The organism is Ralstonia mannitolilytica, assembly GCF_000954135.1.
GTDB classification, from domain to species: Bacteria; Pseudomonadota; Gammaproteobacteria; order Burkholderiales; family Burkholderiaceae; genus Ralstonia; species Ralstonia mannitolilytica.
The window spans coordinates 2,980,901-3,000,402 of the sequence record NZ_CP010799.1 but is presented as its reverse complement, the minus strand read 5'-3'; the positions used below and the strand labels follow the sequence as shown (position 1 = coordinate 3,000,402).

Sequence of the window (19,502 nt, the reverse complement as noted above, 5' to 3'; positions counted from 1 at the left end):
GCGGCGATGGATCGTTCGTGCGATCTTTCATGGATGTGAAAGCCGCGATTGCCCGAGACCCGGCATGCCTACCTCGCCTGCTTCCTCTTCTCCCAGGACCAAACGTCCCGCCACGCACGAGAACCACGTGCCGCCGGCGGGACCGTCCGGCAGCGCGCCGGCCGAGTCGGTGCCGCCATCTGGGTCTTCCTCCGCTTCGTTGGTCTCCATGCCGTCATCCGCTTCCGGCCCCACGTCGCCTCGCACGGGCGCGCCGAACCTGCCTGACCCGCGTGGCGCCGACCTGGTAGGGGAGCGGTCGGCACTGCCGCCCAAATCCCACAAGAGCCCTGCCGCCGACGCGGCCACTCCGGCCGCCAAGCCGGAGGCCGGCGACACCCTCTTCATCGATGCGGTGCTGGAGCAGACTTACCGGCACCTGTTCGGCCCGACTTCGCAGCCGGCCGCGCCGCCGCGCCAGCAGGTCGTTTCCATCGCGGGGCTCACAGAGAAACTGTCGTACCTGAAGCCCGCTGACCTCAAGCTGGTGAAGGAGGCATTCCACTTCTCCGATGAGGCGCACCTCGGCCAGTACCGCCAGAGCGGCGAGCCGTACATCACGCACCCGGTGGCGGTGGCGGAAATCTGCGCCGGCTGGAAGCTCGACGTGCAATCGATCATGGCGGCATTGCTGCACGACGTGATCGAAGACCAGGGCGTCACCAAGAGCGAACTCGCCGAGAAATTCGGCCCGAAGGTCGCGGAACTCGTCGATGGGTTGACCAAGCTGGACAAGCTCGAATTCCAGAGCCGCGAGCAGGCGCAGGCCGAGAGCTTCCGCAAGATGCTGCTCGCGATGGCGCGCGATGTGCGCGTGATCCTCGTCAAGCTGGCCGACCGTACGCACAACATGCGCACGCTCGACCATGTACCGCCCGAGAAGCGCCGCCGCATCGCGGGCGAGACGATGGAGATCTACGCGCCGATCGCGCACCGGCTCGGTCTGAACACGACGTATCGCGAGCTGCAGGAACTGAGCTTCCGCATCGGGTCGCCGTTCCGGTATGCCACGCTCGAGAAGGCCGTCAAGGCGGCGCGCGGCAACCGGCGCGAAGTGGTGAGCCGCATCCTTGAGGCCGCGCAGCGGGCCCTGACGGATGCCGGCATCCCGGCCGAGATGACCGGCCGCGAGAAGACGCTCTACAGCATCTATCGCAAGATGCACGACAAGCAGCTGTCGTTTTCGCAGGTGCTGGACGTGTACGGCTTTCGCGTGGTGGTCGACACGCAGATGCAGTGCTACATGGCGATGGGCGCGCTGCACAGCCTCTACAAGCCGATGCCCGGCAAGTTCAAGGACTACATCGCCATTCCGAAGATCAACGGTTATCAGTCGCTGCACACGACGCTGGTGGGCCCGTTCGGCACGCCGGTGGAGTTCCAGATCCGCACGCGCGAGATGAACCAGATCGCGGAAGCCGGCGTGGCCGCGCACTGGATGTACAAGCAGCATCACGACGAGCCTGATCGCGCGCAGCAGCAGGCGCATCAGTGGTTGCAGTCGCTGCTGGATATCCAGAGCCAGACGGGCGATTCGCAGGAGTTTCTCGAGCACGTCAAGATCGACCTGTTCCCCGATGCCGTCTACGTATTCACGCCCAAGGGCGAGATCCGCGCACTGCCGCGCGGTGCCACGGCCCTGGATTTCGCCTATGCCGTGCACAGCGATCTGGGCAACCAGTGCGTGGCGGTCAAGATCAACAACGAGCTGCTGCCGCTGCGTACCGAACTCAAGAACGGCGACATCGTTGAAGTGGTGACCGCGCCGTACTCCAAGCCGAATCCGGCCTGGCTCACGTTTGTGCGCACTGGCAAGGCGCGTGCGGCCATCCGTCATTTCCTCAAGACGGCCAAGCTGGACGAGGCGATTCAGCTGGGCGAACGCCTGCTCGATCAGGCCCTGCGCCAGCTCGGTATCGACATGAAGGCCGTGCCGGCGCCGGTGTGGGAGCGCATCGTGCAGTGGACGGGCAACAAGGCGCGCGAAGACGTCTTCGCAGACCTGGCGCTCGGGCGCAGGGTGGCCGCCGTGGTGGCGCGCCGCATCGAGATCGTCCTGCAGGATGCCGGACACGAGGGCGACGAGGCGCTGATGGCCGCGGTCCATACCTTTGCGGGCGACGAGGCACCGGCCGTCACGGTCAGCGGCGACGAGGGCATGGCGATGGTGTTCTCGCCGTGCTGCCGGCCCATCCCCGGCGACCCGATCGTCGGCTACATCGGCAAGGGCGAAGGGCTGCAGATCCACGTGCAGGAGTGCCGCGTCGCCAAGCGGCTGCACGGCAAGGATCCGGAACACTGGATCGACGTCATGTGGGCCGAGCACACGACGCGCGCCTTCGATGTGTCGATCAAGGTGCTGGTGCGCAACACCAAGGGCATTCTCGCGCGCGTGGCGGCGGACCTTACGTCGGCCGACGCCAACGTGGCGCATGTGTCGATGGAGCAGGAGGGCGACCAGGAGGCGACGTTCATGACGTTCCTGATCCAGGTGCATGACCGCGTGCACCTGGCAGACGTGATGCGCGCGCTGCGGCGCAACCCGGATGTGATCCGCATTGCGCGGGATCGTGGCGGCGACTGACGTCCTGCCCGAGCGAAGAACCAAGAAGGCGAGGCCACGAGGCTTCGCCTTTTTGTTTGTGATCCACGCGCGAAGCACGTCGGCGTGAGGTCGTGCCCCGAGCCTGTCGAACGGGCAAAAGAAAAGGGCTTCCATTTCTGGAAGCCCTTTTTGAATGAGGTTGGCGCGGCTGGCAGGATTCGAACCCACGACCCCTTGGTTCGTAGCCAAGTACTCTATCCAACTGAGCTACAGCCGCAACCGAGAAATGAGATTATACAGAGATTTTCGATCTTGTGAACCCCCTTCTTCACTTTTTCTTCGCTGGAGTTGTCGACGGGGCCACCTTTCTATAATGGAGCCTTGATCCATCAGGCTTTACCGTTGGTCCGACCATGAACAAGGCTTTCGTCCGGGAAGATGCCGGCGACGATGAAGACGACCTGCCCGAAGGTGCTGCGCCGCTGCCGCCGGGGTCGAAGAACTACATCACACCTGCGGGGTACGAGCGCCTGCGCACCGAGCTGATGCGCCTGATCGACACCGAGCGGCCCGAAGTGGTGGGCATCGTGTCGTGGGCCGCGTCCAATGGCGACCGCTCCGAGAACGGCGACTACCTCTACGGCAAGAAGCGGCTGCGCGAAATCGATCGGCGCATCCGCTTCCTCACGCGCCGCATCGAAAAGGCCGAGGTGGTCGACGCCAGCCTGCAGGGCGACAACGACCAGATCTTCTTCGGCGCCACGGTCACCTATGCGAACCAGGCCGGCGAGGAAACCACCATCACGATCGTCGGCATGGACGAGGTCGATCTCGACAAGGGTCACGTGAGCTGGATCTCGCCGATTGCGCGCGCGCTCATCAAGGCGCGTGAAGGCGATACGGTGCCGCTGCGCACGCCCACGGGCGTGGAGCAGATCGACATCCTTGAAGTCCGGTATCCGCCGCGCAAGACGTGAGCGCGACGCTCAGGCCGGATGGCCTAGGCAATAGGCGCCCAGGGCAATCACGGAGCAGGCCGACAGGCGTCGCGCGGTGAGCGACTCCTTCAGGAACACGCGGCCGAGCAGTGCAGCAAATACCACCGACGTTTCGCGCAGGGCCGATACCGGGCCCATCGGCGCGAGCGTGACGGCCCAGATGACGATGCCGTACGCGGCCAGCGACACCACGCCGCCGCCGAACGCCTTGAGCGTGTCGGCGTCGCGCACGTCGATGTTCAGCGGGCCCTTCCACACGCGATACAGCAGCACCATCGGCAGGCCATCGAGCATGAACAGCCACGCCGAATAGGCGTTGGCGTTGCCCGCCGCGCGCGCGCCGATGCCGTCGCACACCGTGTAGCAGGCGATGAACACACCGGTGGCCAGCGCAGCCAGCGTCGAGCCGACGTCTGCCTTGCGGCCGCGCGCCAGGCTCAAGATGCCGCCGCTGACCAGTACCACGCCGGTCAGCGCGATCGCGCCGGGCATCTCGCCCGCAAACAGGGCGGCACCGACCGTCACCAGCAGTGGCGACGAGCCCCGCGCGATGGGATAGACCTGCCCGAACTCTCCGAACCGGTAGGCGCGCGCGAGGAAGACGTTGTACCCGACGTGCAGTACGGCCGAGACCGCGACGTACGGCCAAGCCGCCGGGGCGGGCAGCGGCAGGGCGATCGCCATCGGCACGGCCGCCACGCCCGAGGCCAGCGTCATCAGCGTGATGGCGCGCAGGCGGTCGGTGCCGCTTTTGAGCAGCGCATTCCAAGACGCATGAAGCAGCGCGGCGCACAGGACGAGAGCGATGACGGCGGGGGTCACGATGGCGATGTGTGATCGGGTGGATTTTTCTCACCCGATATCGCATGGATTGGATGAAGAACCGCCAGCGTATCGCCAGAAAGAGGGATTCACAATCGATATATACTGACCCGATCTGTGCAAAAAACTCACGTGAATGCGCCAGTTGCCCCCACTGAACGCGGTGCGCGCCTTTGAATCGGCGGCCCGCCATCTGAGCTTCACGCGCGCCGGCGAAGAGCTGAACGTTACGCATGGCGCCATCAGCCGGCAGATCCGCGCGCTCGAAGCGTGGCTCGGCGTCGTGTTGTTCCGACGGCTGAATCGCCGCGTCGAGCTGACCGATGCCGGCCAGCGTTACCTGTCCGAGATCGGTGTCGCGCTCGATCGGATCAGCATGGCCAGCCAGGCACTGCGTGACCGCGATGCGGCGCGCATCCTGCGCGTGAACAGCATCCCGACCTTCACGATGCGCTGGCTGATTCCGCGGCTTTCGACATTTCAGATGCGGTTTCCGCGGGTGGAGGTGCGGCTCACCACCTCCACCGACGACATCGAAGACTTGCCCGACCATTTCGACGTGATCATCCGTGGCGGGCCGGAGATCCACGCGGGATTCCGCTCGGGCCGGTTCCTCAACGAGAGTCGCTTTCCGGTATGCAGCCCGGCGCTGCTCGAACGCGTGCCGTTGCGGGCGCCATCGGATTTGCGCCATCACACGCTGCTGCATTCCGATACGTTGCCCTCGGTGTGGCCGAGCTGGCTCGTGCTCGCGGAGGTGCCGAACCTGCGGCCGGCGCATGCGCTCACGTTCGAGCATTTCTATCTGTCGATCCAGGCCGCGATCGACGGGCTCGGTGTGGCGATGGGGCCCTCGGCGCTCATCACCGAGGACCTGGAGGAGGGGCGTCTGGTGGCCCCCTTTCCGGACCTTGCGTTGAGCGCGCGCAGCTACTACTGGTACTGCCCCGCGCGCAACCTGGGCGACGAAGTGGTGCAGGCATTCTGTGCGTGGCTGGAGGAGCCTCGCCCACAACGTCACACAAACGTGAACACATTGTCGGTCTCCCGTAACGAAGGTAACGCTGCGTAACACCCTAGAGCCGGTCGAGGTGCGCGATGCTACGATCGAATCAAGCTCGATTGCCTTGAAGGAGGTCCTGATATGAAGAAGAACGCATGGATGCTCGCCGCCTGCCTGGTGGCAGCCGGATTGGCCGGTTCGATCGCTCTGCCGGCACAGGCTCAGGTTTCCATTGGGGTGCAGATCGGGCCGACCTACGCTCCGCCGCCGCCTCGCTATGAAGCCGTGCCGGTCCTGCCGCCCGGCTATGTCTGGACGCCCGGTTACTGGCAATGGCGTGACGGGCGTTATGTCTGGCGCTCCGGATATCGCGTGCATGCCCGGCCAGGCTATTACTGGCGCGAGCCACGCTGGGAGCAGGGTCCGCGTGGCTGGGTATTGCGTGAAGGCGGCTGGGATCGCGACGACGACGGACACGGGCGCGGCCATGGCCGCTATCACTGCCCGCCGGGCCACGCACGCAAGGGCGAGTGCTGATACTGACGCTGCAACGGCAAGCCGGTCCTGGACCGGCTTGTTTTTTGCGAACACGGTCTGTGATGCAGCGCCCGGCACGGTCAACGTACCTTCGGGCCGTTTCTCCAGGAGGCAACATGACAGTGCAATCGAATTGGCGCACCGAGTTCTACAAGGGCTTCGACGTCTACGTGCTGGCCATTCCGCGCGCGGAGCGGGCGTCCGGCGAAGGCGCAACGGCGCCGTCGCAATGGGACTTTGTGGTGCGCATCTGCGAGTCGGGGGCGGATCCGACAGCGGTGGAGACGCTCGTCGCCCATTCGCATGACGAGCGGCCGCTGCCCACGCGCGCGCACGCCGAAGATGCCGGCCTTACACGCGGCTACGGGCTGGTCGATGCGCTGCTTGGGCGCAATGCCGTGCAGCAGTCGATCGATCTCTGATGGCGCTTATGCCGCCAGGGCTTCGGCACGCGCGTGCTGCCGCGCGAATTGCCACCACAGCCAGGTGGCATCCGGCCCGGGCGCGTGAAACGCATAGCGCGGGTCGCCCCCGCTCCAGGCGTGGCCCGTGGCGGCGATTTGGCACAGGCTGACCACGCATTCACCGTCGCGCATGTCGTTACGCAGGACGAAGCCTTCGCCGCGCACGGTCTCGCGCGAGACGCCGTTGGTGTCGCCGAGGTGGTTCAGCGCGCGAAACTGCGCGGCCAGCTGCAACTGGTTGGCCGGGTTGACGGCTTCGTCGCGCAGGCCGTGCAGGATCATCGTCGGCATGCCGGGGTAGGTGGCCACATTCACCAGGCCGGAGAGCGCATCCACCACATCGACGCGCGCACCACGGCGCATCAGGTTCAATGCGGAAGCCGCCGACCGGGCCACGCCGAGGGCCGGGCCGGAGTGCAAGGCCAACGCCGCGAACAGCGTCGGATGACGCAGCGCCATCAACCCCGCCAGGCCTGCGCCCGCCGACAACCCTGCGAGATAGACCCGCGACGGGTCCGCACCCGTGCGCGCCACGGTCTGTTCAACGAGCTGCACGAGGCCGTCAGCCTCGCGTGCTCCCGTATGCTCGGGGTCGTACCAATGCCAGCAACACTGCGGATGCGCGCGGCGCGGTTGCTCCGGATACAGCACGATGAAGCCTTCGCGGTCTGCGAGCGCGTTCATGCGCGTGCCATGTGCGAGCACTTCGGCCGACTGCTTGCAGCCATGCAGCATGACCATGAGCGCCGGTGGCTTGCTGCCGCGCGCAGGCGGTGTGTAGAGCCAGTATTCCGGCCGGCGTGCCACCACGGCGGGGGACTCGGGTTCATAGATGAACTGCTCGCGCACGAACGCGCCCTCCGTCGGGGTCGGGCGCAGGCGGCGGGGCCCGTCGCGACGGGCGGCCGGCTTCGCGGGCTTGACGGGCTTGGGCGGCCACGACTGGCGGCCGAACCCCGGCGAGGCAAGGGCGTCGACCAGCCGGGTGATGGACTTCATCCACGTACGGTGCATGACGGCGGCGGATGGCTCGGATGAGAACGATGGTGCCTGTGCTGCCCGAGCGATCGCAAGTGGTTTCGATAACAGTCGGACAGTGTGCCAGTGATTTTGTTGCGTTGCAGCACTGCAAATGAAAACGACTTCCCACGTGCGTTGGCAGGCGCACAGTTTGCATTTGCGCCCCGACTGTCATGGAGACAAGGTGGGCGACCGGCTACACTGCCGCGGAAGGCGCGCGCCCCCACGCGCCTTTTCCGCTTTCCTCGTTCCCCGTTGTTGACACAAGGAGGTCGTTATGGGTTTTTTTGACTTCATCAAGGAAGCTGGCGAGAAGCTGTTCCACGGCAGTGCGGCTGCAGCCACCTCCACCGCACCCGCGGACGCGGATGCGGCGAAAGCCGCGGACGACGCCAAGGGCCAGGCGATCCAGGACTACATCGCCAAGCAGGGCCTGAGCGCCACGGCGCTCTCGGTGCAGGTCGAAGGCGACACGGCCAAGGTGTTTGGCGTGGCACCCGACCAGGCAACGCGCGAGAAGATCATCCTGTGCTGCGGCAATGTCGAGGGCATCAAGTCGGTGGATGACCAGATGTCGGTCAACACGGAGTCGGCGGAGTCGCAATGGCACACCGTCGAGCGCGGCGACACGCTCTCGGCCATCGCCAAGAAGTTCTATGGCGATGCGAACAAGTACCCGGTCATCTTCGAGGCCAACAAGCCGATGCTGTCGGACCCGAACAAGATCTATCCGGGCCAGAAGCTGCGCATTCCGGCAGCGTGAACTGTCTGGCAGTGGAACCACGGGAAAGGGCCTTCGGGCCCTTTTTCTTTGGCGAGGCCTGCGCACGGTTCTGCATCCGCTTTCCGCTTGCGACCGCCCCTGAGGCGCGCGATGGATGACGGCAGCCGACTGAGACATCTGTCTCGTTCGCTGCGACGGGTGTCTCGCTGTACGGCCCGCAGTTGAGACATCCCGAAGCACGTACCCATCTCGCATTCCCGGGGCGTGAAGCCTTTTGCCACAAGGCTTTGCGGCAGATGCTCCCGCTCGAGCCGCCCAGCCTGTTGCAGCTGGCACCCCTCTTGCAATTCCCGCTCAGCCGGCTCTGAAACCGGACACCAATACGAGCGCAAGAGGAGACTTTGCATGGACCCGACACCCCAACATCTTCTGTGGATGTACGAGAAGATGATCGAGATTCGCCAATATGAAGAGACCATGGCGAAGGTCTATCTGGAAGGCAAGCTGCCGCCGAAGATTCAGAAGGGCCTGGCGTTCGACATTGGCGCCGGCCCCGTGCCGGGGGAGATGCACCTGTCGGCAGGGCAGGAGCCGGTGGCCGTCGGCGTATGTGCGCACCTGCGGCCCGAAGACACCGTGGTCGGGCCGCACCGTGCCCACCATTTCGCCATCTCCAAGGGCGTGCCGCTTGACGAGATGACGGCCGAGATCTTCGGCAAGGCCACGGGCCTGGGCCGCGGCAAGGGCGGCCATATGCACCTGTTCCACCCCGAGACGAAGTTCTCCTGCAGCGGCATCGTGGGCGCGAGCATGCCGCAGGCCTGCGGCGCCGCGCTCGCGGCACGCAAGCTCAACAAGGATTGGGTGGCGGTCGCCGTGTTCGGCGAAGGCGCGGCCAACCAGGGCGCGTTCCACGAATCGCTGAACCTGGCCGCGCTGTGGAAGCTGCCCGTCATCTTCATCTGCGAAGACAACAAGTACGGCATCTCGGTCGAGAAATCCGAATCGACGGCGGTGCCGTCCAACGACGTGCGCGCGGCCGGCTATGGCATGCCGGGCGTGCTGGTCGATCGCAATGATGCCGTGGCGGTGTATCGCGCCGCCGGCCAGGCCGTGGCCCGGGCGCGCCGCGGCGAGGGCCCCACGCTGATCGAGGTGAAGACCGACCGCTACCTCGGCCATTTCCAGGGCGACCCCGAAACCTATCGCCCGAAGGACGAGGCGAAGCACCTGCGCGAGTCCGATCCCATCAACCTGCTCGGCAGCAGCCTGCATGCGTCGGGCCTGCTCGATGACAACGCGGATGCCGCACTGCGGGCCGCAATCGCTGCGCGCATCGACGCGGCCTACGACTTCGGCCGCAACAGCCCGTACCCCGAGCCGAGCGACGCGCTGAACCACGTTTTCGTCCACTAAGCAGCCCCTGCGGCCATTCCAGGAGACTCACCATGCAAGCCTCACAAGGCGCGGCGCAGGGCGCGCGCACCCTCACCATGGCGCAGGCCATTTCCGAAGCCATCGGCCAGGAAATGGAACGCGACCCGCGTGTCTTCGTCATGGGCGAAGACATCGGCAAGTACGGCGGCATTTTCAGCGCGACCACTGGGTTGCTCGACCGCTTCGGGCCGGATCGCATCATGGACACGCCGATCTCGGAGACGGCCTTCATCGGGGCGGCGCTGGGCGCGGCGGCAGAAGGCCTGCGCCCCATCGCCGAGCTGATGTTCGTGGATTTCTTCGGGGTGTGCTTCGACCAGATCTACAACCATCTGGCCAAGAACACCTACATGTCCGGTGGCCGTGTCGCGCTGCCGGCGGTCATCACCACCGGCATCGGCGGCGGCTACAACGATGCGGCCCAGCACTCGCAATGCCTGTACGCGAGCTTTGCGCACATGCCAGGGATGAAGGTGGTCGTACCGTCCAACGCATACGACGCCAAGGGCCTGATGATCCAGGCCATCCGCGACGACAACCCCGTCATCTTCTGCTACCACAAGGGCATCATGGGCCTGTCGTGGATGTCCTACTTCGAGGGCAGCACGAACGCGGTCCCCGAAGAGGCCTACACGATCCCCTTCGGGCAGGCGCGCGTGGCGCGCGAAGGCCGCGACGTGACCATCGTCACGCTCTCGCAGATGGTGCAGAAGTCATTGTTGGCGGCCGAGCAGCTCGCCGCCGAGGGCATTGACGTTGAGGTGATCGACCTGCGCACCATCGTGCCGCTCGACCGCCAGGCCGTGCTGCGCTCGGTGGCCAAGACCGGCCGTCTGCTGGTGGCCGACGAGGACTACCTCAGCTTCGGCCTGTCTGGCGAGATTGCCGCCATCGTGGCGGAGAACCTCGACACCGTGGCATTGCGCGCGCCCGTGCGGCGCGTGGCGGTGCCCGACGTGCCCATCCCGTACTCCCGGCCGCTCGAGCAGTTCGTCATTCCGCAGGTCGACAGCATCGCCGCGCAGGTGCGTGCGCTGGTGCAGCACCAACCCGTTTCCTATTCACTCAAGCGAGAAGCAGCATGATCGACGTATTGATGTCTGACGCCGCCTGGCAGGACGTGGAAGAGGGCACCGAGGCCCTGTTGCAGGAGTGGCTCGTCAAGCCCGGGGAGGCGGTGAGCGCCGGGCAGCCGTTGGCGGTGGTGGAGCTCGTCAAGACCACGCATGAGGTAACGGCGCCGGCCGACGGCGTGGTCGCCGCGCTGGAGGTGGCCGCGCAGGACACCTTCGGGCGCAGCGCCGTCCTCGCACGGCTGGAGCCCAAGGCATGAGCCACGACCTTGCTTCCGTGCCGGAGGCCGGCGCGCGCCGTGTCGTGCCGCTCGCCGGCATGCGCGGCGCCATCGCGCGCTCCATGGGCGCCGCGTGGCAGGTGCCGCGCGTGGCGCAGTCGATCGAGGTGGATGCCACCCGGTTGGAAGCCGCCGTGCAGGCCCTGCAGCAGCAGCTCGGGCCGCAGTGCAAGGTCACGCTGACGGCCTTCGTGCTGCGCGCTGTGGCGCTGACGCTGCGCGAGCATCCGCGCCTGAACGCCCGCGTGGTGGAAAAGGAAGTCGAGCTGATGCCCGACGTCAACATCGGCCTGGCCGTCAGCCTCGACGAGGGGCTGATGGTGCCGGTGCTGCGCCAGGTCGATACGAAGCCGGTGGCCGACATTGCCGCCGAGAGCCGCCGCCTGGCGGAAGGCGCGCGGGCGGGCACGCTGTCACCGGGCAGCTATCAGCAGGGCACGTTCACCGTCACCAACCTGGGCATGACCGGTATCGACAGCTTCACCCCGATCATCAACGTGCCGCAGGTCGCCATCCTCGGCGTGACGCGCGTTGCCAGGCGCGTGGTGGTGCGCAACGACAGCATCGTGATCGCGCCGATGATGGGCCTGCATCTCGTCTTCGATCACCGCGCTGTGGACGGCTACCCGGCCGCGCGCTTCCTGACCGACCTGCGCACGCGGTTGGAAACCACGGAAGGCCTGTGATGCTCGCGCCCGCCTTTCTTGCCGACGGCATCCACTGCGCGCAGGAGCAGGCGTGGAACCGCGCGCAGCTTGCGCAGCCGGTTCTGCGGCCCGCCGTGCGGCTGTGGACCTATGCGGCGCCCGGTGTCGTGCTCGGCCGCGCGCAGGCCACGCTGCATGCGCAGCTGGCGGGCGGCCGTACGCCGGTGGTCGTGCGCGATGCCGGAGGCGGCGCGGTGCTGACGGGGCCGTGGATGCTGTCCGCGTCGATCGTGCTGCCTGCAGACCACCCGTTGCTCGCGACCGGCACGGTGTCCAGCTACCGCTGGCTCGGGATGCTGCATGCGGGCCTGCTGCGCGATCTCGGCATGGCCGCCCATGCGGTGGCGCCCGAGGCGCTGCAGGCGGCGCGCCCGGACCCGTCGCTCAAGTGGGCCTGCTTTGGCGGCCTGTCGCCGTGGGAAGTCGTTGTCGGCCAGCGCAAGATCGTTGGGCTCGCCCAGGTCCGGCGGCGCACCGGCGCCTTGCTCACCTGCGGCACGCTGCTTTCACCTCCTGACTGGCCGCTGCTGTGCAGCGTGCTGGGCGCGGACACCGCCGACGTCGCGCGCTTGCAGGCCTGCACGACGTCGTGTGCGGAAGAGCTCGGCACGCCGCTGATGGCGACCGTCCTGGCCGAGCGCCTGCACCACATGCTCATCGACGTGCTTGGCGAACACGACGATCCGGGCGGCCCCTCTCGACCACGCCGCGCGCGCCGACCGGCGCCGGGCCCCCTGTCCGCCGCGGCGGGCCCGTGATCCCACGGCCAACGCAGTGCATATCCACAAAACGAGGCGCGCCCTGTGCCCGCCCACAAAAGGAGGCAATCACCATGAAACCCACGGCACCCGCTGGCCCCGCCATGCGCGTACTGGACAAACAACCGAAGGTGTCGCGCCGAGGCTTTCTGCGCGGCAGCGGCCTGGCCGCGATCGGCGTCACGGTCATCCCGGCAGCCATGGCGGCCAGCAAGGACGTGACGGTCACGCAGAGCTTTCCGCGCCTCGGTACGGCCGCCGGCAAGACGCTGGTGCGCATGGCGCGCGACATCTATCCGCACGACAAGCTGGCCGACACGTTCTACGTGGAGGCGGTCGCGCCCTATGACGCCGCCTCCGCCAAGGACCCGGCGGTAAGAACCCTGCTGACCGACGGCGTGAGGAACCTGGATCAACGCGCAAGGCAGCGTTATGGCGTGCCCTATGCCCAGGTCAAAACCGAGAGCGAACGCGTGGCGCTGCTCAAGGACATCGAACCCACGCCCTTCTTCAAGAAGGTCCAGGGCGACCTGGTCACGGGGCTCTACAACAACAAGAAGCTGTGGCCGCTGTTCGGCTACGAGGGCTCGTCGTGGCAGAAGGGCGGCTACCTGCACCGCGGCTTTGACGATATCGACTGGCTCTGAGCCGGCACACAACAAAACTGGAGACAACCATCATGGCGGATCAGGCAAGGTTCTCGCTCGACGATGACAGCGTCGTCGTGATTGTCGGTTCGGGGGCAGGCGGCGGCACGCTGGCCAACGAACTGGCGCAGCGCGGCGTCAAATGCGTGGTTCTGGAAGCCGGCAAGCACTACACGCAGGCTGATTTCGAGAACGACGAATGGGCGATGTTCAACAAGATCTCGTGGCTCGACAAGCGCATCTCGGCCGGCGGCTGGCATCACACCAAGACGTATCCGAACCTGCCGGCCTGGATTGTGAAGGGCGTGGGCGGCTCGACGGTGCACTGGTCGGGCGTGGCGCTGCGGTTCCAGGAGCACGACTTCCACACCAGGACTACGTATGGCGCGATCCAAGGCGCCAACGTGCTCGACTGGCCCATCACGCTGGCAGAACTCGAGCCGTATTACGAACTGGCAGAGAAAAAGATGGGCGTATGCGGCACAAAGGCCAGCGGCCTGCCGCCGATGCCGCCGAACAACCACTACAAGGTGATCGAGGCGGGCGCGAAGAAGGTTGGCTACAAGCACATCGTCCGCCCGGCGGCGTCCAACTCCGAACCGTACGACGGCCGGCCCGGCTGCATGCAGATCGGTTTCTGCATGCAGGGCTGCAAGATCGGTGCGAAGTGGTCCACGCTCTATACGGAAGTGCCGCGCGCGCAGGCCACGGGCAACGTTGAACTGCGGCCCGAATCGATGGTGCTGCAGATCCAGCACGACAAGCAGGGCCGTGCCAACGGCGTGCTCTACGTCGACAACAAGGGCCGCAAGCAGCTGCAGAAGGCGCGCGTGGTGTGCGTGGCCGGTAATTCGATCGAGTCGCCGCGGCTGCTGCTGAATTCAGCGTCGAGCATGTTTCCGGACGGGATGGCGAACTCGTCGGGGCAGGTGGGCAGGAACTACATGAACCACGCCACGGCGGCGGCGGTGTCGATCCACAAGAAGCCGGTCTACATGTACCGCGGCTTCGACATTGCCGCCGTGGTGGCTGACGAGGTGCCGCTCAACACCAAGCGCGGGTTTGTCGGCGGCTACTACCTTGAGGGCCTGGCGATTCACCTGCCGTACACGGCGGCGTTCATGAAGCCGGGCGGCTGGGGGCGCGACTTTACCTCGGCCCTGGAAATGTACGACCACATGAGTTGTGTCTGGGTATGCGGTGAAGACCTGGCGCGCGAGCAGAACAGCATCACGCTGCATCCGACCGAGAAGGATCAGTACGGCCTGCCCATCCCCATCGTCACCAAGACCTATCACGAGAACGACGAGAAGATCACGGCGCACGGCCTCGTGCAGTGGCGCAAGGTGTCGGAAGCGGTGGGCGCGACCCGCGTGATCGACATGCCGGCCTATCCGGCCAGCCACAACATGGGCACCAACCGCATGAGCGCCAATGCCCGCGATGGCGTGGTCAACAAGTGGGGCCAGGCGCACGACGTGAAGAACCTGTTCATTTCCGACGGCAGCCAGTTCACGTCGAGCTCCGCGGCCAACCCCACGCTCACCATCGTGGCGCTGGCCATCCGGCAGGCGGAATACATTGCCGGGGCATTGAAACGGCAGGACATCTAGGCCCGCCGGCCTGGTCGCCGGCACGTTGCGGTGACCGGGCAAATCGATTAGCGTAGACCGCATCGCGGGCCCCTCAACGACCGGCACGAGACCGGCGGCATGGGCTCCGCATCCCTTCCAATGCGGCGGCCAAGGAGACAGTCGTGCAGCAAAAAGCACACCGCGCACATATCGAGCGGCTGCTCGCCTTTTCGCAGCAGCCGGGGGAGGCGCACGGCGTCATCGAGCGCTCGTGGCGGCGCTGCCTGGACGACTACGGCCGCGACCCCAGCCGCCCGACGCCCGCGTACATCGTCGAGGCGCATCAGCTGCGCGAGCACAAAGACCAGATCGAGGATTTCCTGAGCGTCGCCCGCACCGGCATGGAGCAGCTCTACAAGCGCGTCTCCGGCCTCGACTACGTGCTGCTGCTGACCGACGCCTATGGCGTCACGGTCGACTTCATCGGCAACGACCACCTCGACCGCGAACTCAAGCGCTCCGGCCTCTATCTGGGCGCCGACTGGAGCGAATCGCGCGCCGGCACCTGCGCGGTCGGCACGTGCATCGTCGAGCAGGCCCCGGTCACATGCCACCAGACCGACCACTTCGACGCCTGCCACATCTCGCTCACCTGCAACAGCGCGCCGCTGTTCGACCCGACGGGCAACTTCCTGGGCGTGCTCGACGTGTCGGCGCTGAGCGCACCGGCTCCACGCGAAGGGCAGCACCTCGCGCTGCAGATGACGGCCATGTATGCGCAGAAGATCGAAGACGCCAACTTCCTGCGCTACTTCCGCGACCAATGGATTCTGCGGCTGGGCTCGACGTGGTCCCTGGTCGATGTGGACAGCGAAATCATGATCGCCTTCGATGCCGACGGCATCATCCGCGGCATCAACAGCGGCGGGCGGCGCAAGCTGCGGCTTCAGAGCGATCCGCATGCCGACGTGCGCGGGCATCTGCTCACGGAAGTGTTTCGCGAAGACATGAGCGAGCTGTGGCGCATTGCCCGCGCGGGCACCTCGTCGGAGCGCACGGCGGTGCGGATGTTCGACCACGGCGTGTACTACGCCACCGGGATTCCGCCGCGCGGTGCGCCGAGCAAGCCGTCGATGCCATCGGCCGCGGCACAGCCCGCCTTGCCGAGCCCCGAGGCGAGCGCAGCGCTGGACGCCCTCGGCGCAGACGATCCGCACATGCAGCGGCTCATCCTGCAGGCCAAGCGCCTGGCCAACAAGCCGCTCAACATCCTGGTGCAGGGCGAGACCGGTACCGGCAAGGAGGTCCTCGCCAAGGCGCTGCACAGTGCGAGCGAGCGCCGCGGCAAGGCGTTCGTCGCCGTCAACTGCGCCGCGATTCCCGAATCGCTGATCGAGAGCGAACTGTTCGGCTACACGCCCGGCACGTTCACGGGCGCCCGCAGCAAGGGCATGCGAGGCCTGATCGCACAGTCGGATGGCGGTACGCTCTTCCTCGATGAAATCGGCGACATGCCACTGCACCTGCAGAGCCGGCTGCTGCGCGTGCTGTCCGAACGCGAGGTGATGCCGCTCGGCTCGGAAAAACCGATTCCCGTTGACCTGCGCGTGATTGCCGCCTCGCACCGCGACCTGCGTCAGCTGATTGCCGAGCAGCGCTTTCGCGAGGACCTCTACTACCGGCTATGCGGCGCCACGCTGCACCTGCCGACGCTGCGCGAGCGGCGCGACAAGGATTACCTGATCGGCCGCATCGTCGAGGAAGAGGCGCGCCAGCTCGACATGCAGGCGGAGCTCGCACCGGCCGCGCTGGCCCTGCTGCGCAATTACCCGTGGCAGGGCAATGTCCGCCAGCTGCGCAACGTGCTGCGTTTCGCGCTGGCCATGAGCGACAACGGCTTGATCGACGTCGATGCCTTGCCGCCGGAGATTCTGGAAGGCTCGACCGGGAGCATGCCGTCGGCGGTTCCTGCCGCGGCCGAGGCAGCTGCCGGCAACGAGCGCGAAGCGCTGCTGGCCGCCCTGCGCCGCAACAAGTGGCGCATTACGCAGGTCGCGCACGAGCTTGGCATCGCGCGTGCGACGGTCTATCGGCAGATGGAGCGGTTCGGAATCGTCGCGCCCAATCAACAGTAGTAAGGCGGGCGGGCGAGACATCGCAGCGGTGATCACGGCCTCTGGTCCGCAGCGCACGATGGATGCCTGCGGTACCGGAGGCACATCCTTGCAGCGTCACGCAACCGTTCGCGGCCAGCGCGGCTCCTGTGCCTAGGTGGCCGCGACGGGCTCCGAGGGCGTCGAGGCGGCGGCGATGTCGTGGAAGGAGACGGTCTTGTTTCGTCCGCTGGCTTTGGCGTAGTACAACGCTTCGTCGGCCTCCTTGATGAGGTCCTGCGCCTCTCCCACCTGCTCGGGCGTCCAGGAAGCGAGGCCGATACTGACGGTAACGTGCCCGAGGTCGCTCCCGACGTGTTCGATCAACAGTCCGATGATTGCGGTTCGGATCTTCTCGGCGATCTGGCGCGCGCCGGCTTCCGGGGTATCGGGAAGCAGCACGATGAACTCCTCTCCACCGTAACGGGCCGCTGTGTCGCCGGGGCGGCGGATGTTGTCGGCAATGCATCGGGCGACGGCGGCGAGCGCGTCGTCTCCGGCCTGGTGTCCGTAGGTGTCGTTGTAAGGCTTGAAGCGGTCGATATCGATGAAGAGCAGGGAAAGGGTGGACCGCGCCCGGCGTGCGCGTCGCCACTCGTTCTCCAGCAACTCTGCGAACCGGCGGCGATTGCTCAGGCCCGTGAGCCCGTCGGTGCGGGCGAGCAGCTCAAGCTCGTACTCGGCGCGGATTCTCCGGCGCAGCTGTGCGCCAAGCATCAGCGTCAGCACGATGAAGGAAATACCGAACGCGAACACCAGACCGCCGATGATCAAGGCGCGGCTTCGCCACCTGGCATAGATATCGTCCTCGGCCTCCGCGACCATGATGATGAACGGCAGCTTCGTGAAGTGCTTGAAGTAGTAGACCCGTCGGACCCCGTCGATGGAGGCGGTCTCGGAAAACGTCCCTTCCCGGGCCGTTTGGAACTTCTGGAAGGTGGCGGCCTTGCTGATGTTGCGGCCGACGATCTTCGGGTCGTACGGCTGGCGCATCACCATCACCCCATTGGAACCGATGAGCGAAATGGCGCCGCGCTCCCCCAGATCGAGACCGCCGAAGAGCTTGTGGAAATAGTCGAGATTGAGCGCGACCACGGCAATCCCGCCAAACGACCCGTCCGGCTTGGAAATGCGTCGTGACAGGGCAATGCTGAGCGCGCCGCCCCGCAGGCGCGACACATAAGGGTCACTGATGTACAGGCCGGCGTCCGGGTTTTCCCTGTGGATCGTGAAGTACCTGCGGTCCGCGAAATTGCCCTGCCGCGGGACGTCGTTGGCCGAGTCCTGAACGATGTTGCCGTGCTCATCGAAGATCAGCATCGCGCCGAGGTAGTCTGCCGTCATCGCATGGTCGAACAGAATCGCCCGCCGCAGCGCGGGTGGCACCGACATGATGTTTGGCAACTGCAGGTTGTGGATCGCCGCTTGCAGGGACAGGTCGTATAGCTCGATGTTGCGTTCGATGTCGCGCTCTGCCAGCAAACCAACGTTGCGCGAGGTTTCGCGGGCACGCTCCAGCGCGTCGGCACGGCTCTGGATAAGTTGCAACACACACACACCCATCAGCGCACAGGCAATGACGATGCCGATACCGATGATCGAATATGGAATGCGTTTGCGATGGGGCATGGGGGGGGCTAGGGAGGAGGAAAGCGGTCCCCGGAGGCGCGAAGGACCGTTCTTATACTATCGGATATGCAACAAGTTGTTGTCTTACATCGGGGGGGCGGGCCCGTCTAGGCCCTCCACCTGTTGCGGCTCAATCCGCAACCCGAACGTAGTGTTGTAGCGATCGTCGTTGGGTTGGTGGGTGTCCTGCTGGACATGCCATCCGTGGGGTCGATTCTGGGCTTCCATCGGATCTCCTCCGCATGCACGGGGCGTCGATCTATCGACCGACTCGTTTGTGCAGGGCGCAGGCGAGCCGCAGGTGCTTGGGGGCGGCACAGTGTTGCCTCTGCAGGAGCCGGACATCGGAGGATGCGGCGGTCGGGTTGCCGGAGTACCGGTCGGTGCGCCCCGCACGCGCGATCGTCACTGTTGGTCGTTATCGCGCCCGGCTTTTAGGCGCTTGAGGAACCAGCGGCCCGCCGGCCCAGGCGGTGTGTCCTTTCGGTAGACAGCAAACATGGCGATCGGAGGCGTGTACGGTTGGATGGCTTCAAGCTGCAACGGCACGAGCTTTCCCGAATCGAGGTCATCCTGAACCATCGCCACCGGCATGTGCCCCCAGCCGAATCCAGCGCGCAGGAAGGCATGCCTGGCGCCCAGATCGGCCAGTCGCCATCTATGCGGCGAGAAAACGCCGAAGGTCTTGCCTTCCGTGAGCGTCGTGCGATCGGTGAGCACCAGTTGCACATGCTCGTCGAGATCAGCGGGACGAATGACCCACGGCTTTGACCCCAACGGATGGGACGGCGCCGCCACGGTGATTCCAGCCTGCGAGCGTCGAATCGGCTCCGCTGCACCTGTTCGCCGGCAAGATGGCCAACGAACTCGCGGCTGCCAACGCCAGCGCGGTCGCAAAGGGTCTGCACGGGTGGAAGGGCTCTCTGAACCCACTGAGTTCGCGACTAACCCGGTGATGGCCACATCATGGCGGGCCGAAGGGTATGAGGGCGATAGGCGTCTCGCGGCTGATATGGGCAGCAGCGATCTGCGCGTACGCCAGATTTGCGCCAAAAAAGACAAAACCCAAGCATAGGCTTGGGTTTTGGGTG

19 protein-coding genes and 1 tRNA gene are annotated in these 19,502 nt (G+C 65.9%); 14 read left to right on the top strand and 6 right to left on the bottom strand.

The annotated features are described in order from the left end of the window. Positions 1-27: 27 nt before the first annotated feature. Positions 28-210, bottom strand: coding sequence for a hypothetical protein (locus tag TK49_RS14180; RefSeq protein WP_045787274.1), 183 nt, complete (start codon positions 208-210; stop codon positions 28-30). Between TK49_RS14180 and TK49_RS14175 the strand changes: the two genes are divergently transcribed. Further along, positions 209-2,623: a RelA/SpoT family protein gene (locus TK49_RS14175; RefSeq protein ID WP_045787273.1), complete on the top strand. Its 2,415-nt coding sequence runs from the start codon at positions 209-211 to the stop codon at positions 2,621-2,623. The genes TK49_RS14180 and TK49_RS14175 overlap by 2 nt on opposite strands. Positions 2,624-2,784: 161 nt before the next feature. On the opposite strand, the gene TK49_RS14170 is transcribed toward TK49_RS14175, so the two are convergent. Further along, a tRNA-Arg gene (locus TK49_RS14170) sits at positions 2,785-2,861 on the bottom strand. Positions 2,862-2,997: 136 nt separating this feature from the next. On the opposite strand from TK49_RS14170, the gene greB reads away from it, so the two are divergent. Next, positions 2,998-3,561: a transcription elongation factor GreB gene (gene greB / locus TK49_RS14165; RefSeq protein WP_045787272.1), complete on the top strand. Its 564-nt coding sequence runs from the start codon at positions 2,998-3,000 to the stop codon at positions 3,559-3,561. Between the two features lie 9 nt (positions 3,562-3,570). Here greB and TK49_RS14160 read toward each other — a convergent pair whose 3' ends face one another. Further along, complete coding sequence (locus tag TK49_RS14160; protein ID WP_045787271.1) at positions 3,571-4,404, bottom strand: DMT family transporter; 834 nt, start codon at positions 4,402-4,404, stop codon at positions 3,571-3,573. A 136-nt stretch (positions 4,405-4,540) separates the two neighbouring features. Between TK49_RS14160 and TK49_RS14155 the strand changes: the two genes are divergently transcribed. From TK49_RS14155 to TK49_RS14145, 3 genes are all read left to right on the top strand, one after another. Next, the gene (locus tag TK49_RS14155; RefSeq protein ID WP_045787270.1) at positions 4,541-5,476 is read left to right on the top strand and encodes a transcriptional regulator GcvA; all 936 of its coding nucleotides are present in this window, start codon (positions 4,541-4,543) and stop codon (positions 5,474-5,476) included. Between the two features lie 72 nt (positions 5,477-5,548). Next, positions 5,549-5,944 carry a YXWGXW repeat-containing protein gene (locus tag TK49_RS14150; protein ID WP_045787269.1) on the top strand — a complete coding sequence of 132 codons (396 nt, stop codon included), beginning with the start codon at positions 5,549-5,551 and terminating at the stop codon, positions 5,942-5,944. 116 nt (positions 5,945-6,060) lie between these two features. Beyond that, positions 6,061-6,366 carry a hypothetical protein gene (locus TK49_RS14145; RefSeq protein ID WP_045787268.1) on the top strand — a complete coding sequence of 102 codons (306 nt, stop codon included), beginning with the start codon at positions 6,061-6,063 and terminating at the stop codon, positions 6,364-6,366. Positions 6,367-6,372: 6 nt separating this feature from the next. On the opposite strand, the gene TK49_RS14140 is transcribed toward TK49_RS14145, so the two are convergent. Then, positions 6,373-7,407, bottom strand: coding sequence for an extracellular catalytic domain type 1 short-chain-length polyhydroxyalkanoate depolymerase (locus TK49_RS14140; protein WP_045787902.1), 1,035 nt, complete (start codon positions 7,405-7,407; stop codon positions 6,373-6,375). 298 nt (positions 7,408-7,705) lie between these two features. On the opposite strand from TK49_RS14140, the gene lysM reads away from it, so the two are divergent. From lysM to TK49_RS14095, 9 genes are all read left to right on the top strand, one after another. Continuing rightward, complete coding sequence (gene lysM / locus TK49_RS14135; protein WP_045787267.1) at positions 7,706-8,191, top strand: peptidoglycan-binding protein LysM; 486 nt, start codon at positions 7,706-7,708, stop codon at positions 8,189-8,191. A gap of 366 nt (positions 8,192-8,557) precedes the next feature. Continuing rightward, the gene (locus tag TK49_RS14130) at positions 8,558-9,568 is read left to right on the top strand and encodes a thiamine pyrophosphate-dependent dehydrogenase E1 component subunit alpha (protein ID WP_045787266.1); all 1,011 of its coding nucleotides are present in this window, start codon (positions 8,558-8,560) and stop codon (positions 9,566-9,568) included. A gap of 32 nt (positions 9,569-9,600) precedes the next feature. After that, a complete protein-coding gene (locus tag TK49_RS14125) occupies positions 9,601-10,674 on the top strand; it encodes an alpha-ketoacid dehydrogenase subunit beta (protein WP_045787265.1) in 1,074 nt (357 codons plus the stop codon). Beyond that, positions 10,671-10,922 (top strand): lipoyl domain-containing protein, encoded by a 252-nt coding sequence (locus tag TK49_RS14120; RefSeq protein WP_045787264.1) that lies wholly within the window; start codon positions 10,671-10,673, stop codon positions 10,920-10,922. Before TK49_RS14125 ends, TK49_RS14120 begins: the two co-directional genes overlap by 4 nt. Then, complete coding sequence (locus tag TK49_RS14115) at positions 10,919-11,629, top strand: dihydrolipoamide acetyltransferase family protein (protein ID WP_045787263.1); 711 nt, start codon at positions 10,919-10,921, stop codon at positions 11,627-11,629. Before TK49_RS14120 ends, TK49_RS14115 begins: the two co-directional genes overlap by 4 nt. Further along, the gene (locus TK49_RS14110) at positions 11,629-12,408 is read left to right on the top strand and encodes a lipoate--protein ligase family protein (protein ID WP_052698612.1); all 780 of its coding nucleotides are present in this window, start codon (positions 11,629-11,631) and stop codon (positions 12,406-12,408) included. Before TK49_RS14115 ends, TK49_RS14110 begins: the two co-directional genes overlap by 1 nt. A gap of 74 nt (positions 12,409-12,482) precedes the next feature. Then, complete coding sequence (locus TK49_RS14105; protein ID WP_197742964.1) at positions 12,483-13,055, top strand: twin-arginine translocation signal domain-containing protein; 573 nt, start codon at positions 12,483-12,485, stop codon at positions 13,053-13,055. A gap of 32 nt (positions 13,056-13,087) precedes the next feature. Continuing rightward, positions 13,088-14,668 carry a GMC family oxidoreductase gene (locus tag TK49_RS14100; RefSeq protein WP_045787261.1) on the top strand — a complete coding sequence of 527 codons (1,581 nt, stop codon included), beginning with the start codon at positions 13,088-13,090 and terminating at the stop codon, positions 14,666-14,668. 143 nt (positions 14,669-14,811) lie between these two features. Further along, on the top strand, positions 14,812-16,764 hold the full coding sequence (locus TK49_RS14095; RefSeq protein ID WP_045787260.1) for a sigma-54-dependent Fis family transcriptional regulator: 1,953 nt from the start codon (positions 14,812-14,814) through the stop codon (positions 16,762-16,764). 132 nt (positions 16,765-16,896) lie between these two features. On the opposite strand, the gene TK49_RS14090 is transcribed toward TK49_RS14095, so the two are convergent. After that, entirely contained in the window at positions 16,897-18,411 is a 1,515-nt protein-coding gene (locus TK49_RS14090; protein WP_045787259.1) for a sensor domain-containing diguanylate cyclase, read from the bottom strand. A 405-nt stretch (positions 18,412-18,816) separates the two neighbouring features. After that, positions 18,817-19,209, bottom strand: coding sequence for a LysR substrate-binding domain-containing protein (locus TK49_RS14085; protein WP_157774005.1), 393 nt, complete (start codon positions 19,207-19,209; stop codon positions 18,817-18,819). Between the last annotated feature and the right edge of the window lie 293 nt (positions 19,210-19,502).

Bases quoted from the DNA above. Each gene is read 5' to 3' on its own strand.
- TK49_RS14130 (WP_045787266.1), top strand. From the start codon at position 8,558: ATGGACCCGACACCCCAACATCTTCTGTGGATGTACGAGAAGATGATC.
- TK49_RS14155 (WP_045787270.1), top strand. From the start codon at position 4,541: ATGCGCCAGTTGCCCCCACTGAACGCGGTGCGCGCCTTTGAATCGGCG.
- TK49_RS14125 (WP_045787265.1), top strand. From the start codon at position 9,601: ATGCAAGCCTCACAAGGCGCGGCGCAGGGCGCGCGCACCCTCACCATG.
- TK49_RS14100 (WP_045787261.1), top strand. From the start codon at position 13,088: ATGGCGGATCAGGCAAGGTTCTCGCTCGACGATGACAGCGTCGTCGTG.
- greB (WP_045787272.1), top strand. From the start codon at position 2,998: ATGAACAAGGCTTTCGTCCGGGAAGATGCCGGCGACGATGAAGACGAC.
- TK49_RS14090 (WP_045787259.1), bottom strand. From the start codon at position 18,411: ATGCCCCATCGCAAACGCATTCCATATTCGATCATCGGTATCGGCATC.
- TK49_RS14180 (WP_045787274.1), bottom strand. From the start codon at position 210: ATGGAGACCAACGAAGCGGAGGAAGACCCAGATGGCGGCACCGACTCG.
- TK49_RS14110 (WP_052698612.1), top strand. From the start codon at position 11,629: ATGCTCGCGCCCGCCTTTCTTGCCGACGGCATCCACTGCGCGCAGGAG.
- TK49_RS14115 (WP_045787263.1), top strand. From the start codon at position 10,919: ATGAGCCACGACCTTGCTTCCGTGCCGGAGGCCGGCGCGCGCCGTGTC.
- TK49_RS14145 (WP_045787268.1), top strand. From the start codon at position 6,061: ATGACAGTGCAATCGAATTGGCGCACCGAGTTCTACAAGGGCTTCGAC.
- TK49_RS14140 (WP_045787902.1), bottom strand. From the start codon at position 7,407: ATGAAGTCCATCACCCGGCTGGTCGACGCCCTTGCCTCGCCGGGGTTC.
- lysM (WP_045787267.1), top strand. From the start codon at position 7,706: ATGGGTTTTTTTGACTTCATCAAGGAAGCTGGCGAGAAGCTGTTCCAC.
- TK49_RS14150 (WP_045787269.1), top strand. From the start codon at position 5,549: ATGAAGAAGAACGCATGGATGCTCGCCGCCTGCCTGGTGGCAGCCGGA.
- TK49_RS14120 (WP_045787264.1), top strand. From the start codon at position 10,671: ATGATCGACGTATTGATGTCTGACGCCGCCTGGCAGGACGTGGAAGAG.
- TK49_RS14105 (WP_197742964.1), top strand. From the start codon at position 12,483: ATGAAACCCACGGCACCCGCTGGCCCCGCCATGCGCGTACTGGACAAA.
- TK49_RS14175 (WP_045787273.1), top strand. From the start codon at position 209: ATGCCGTCATCCGCTTCCGGCCCCACGTCGCCTCGCACGGGCGCGCCG.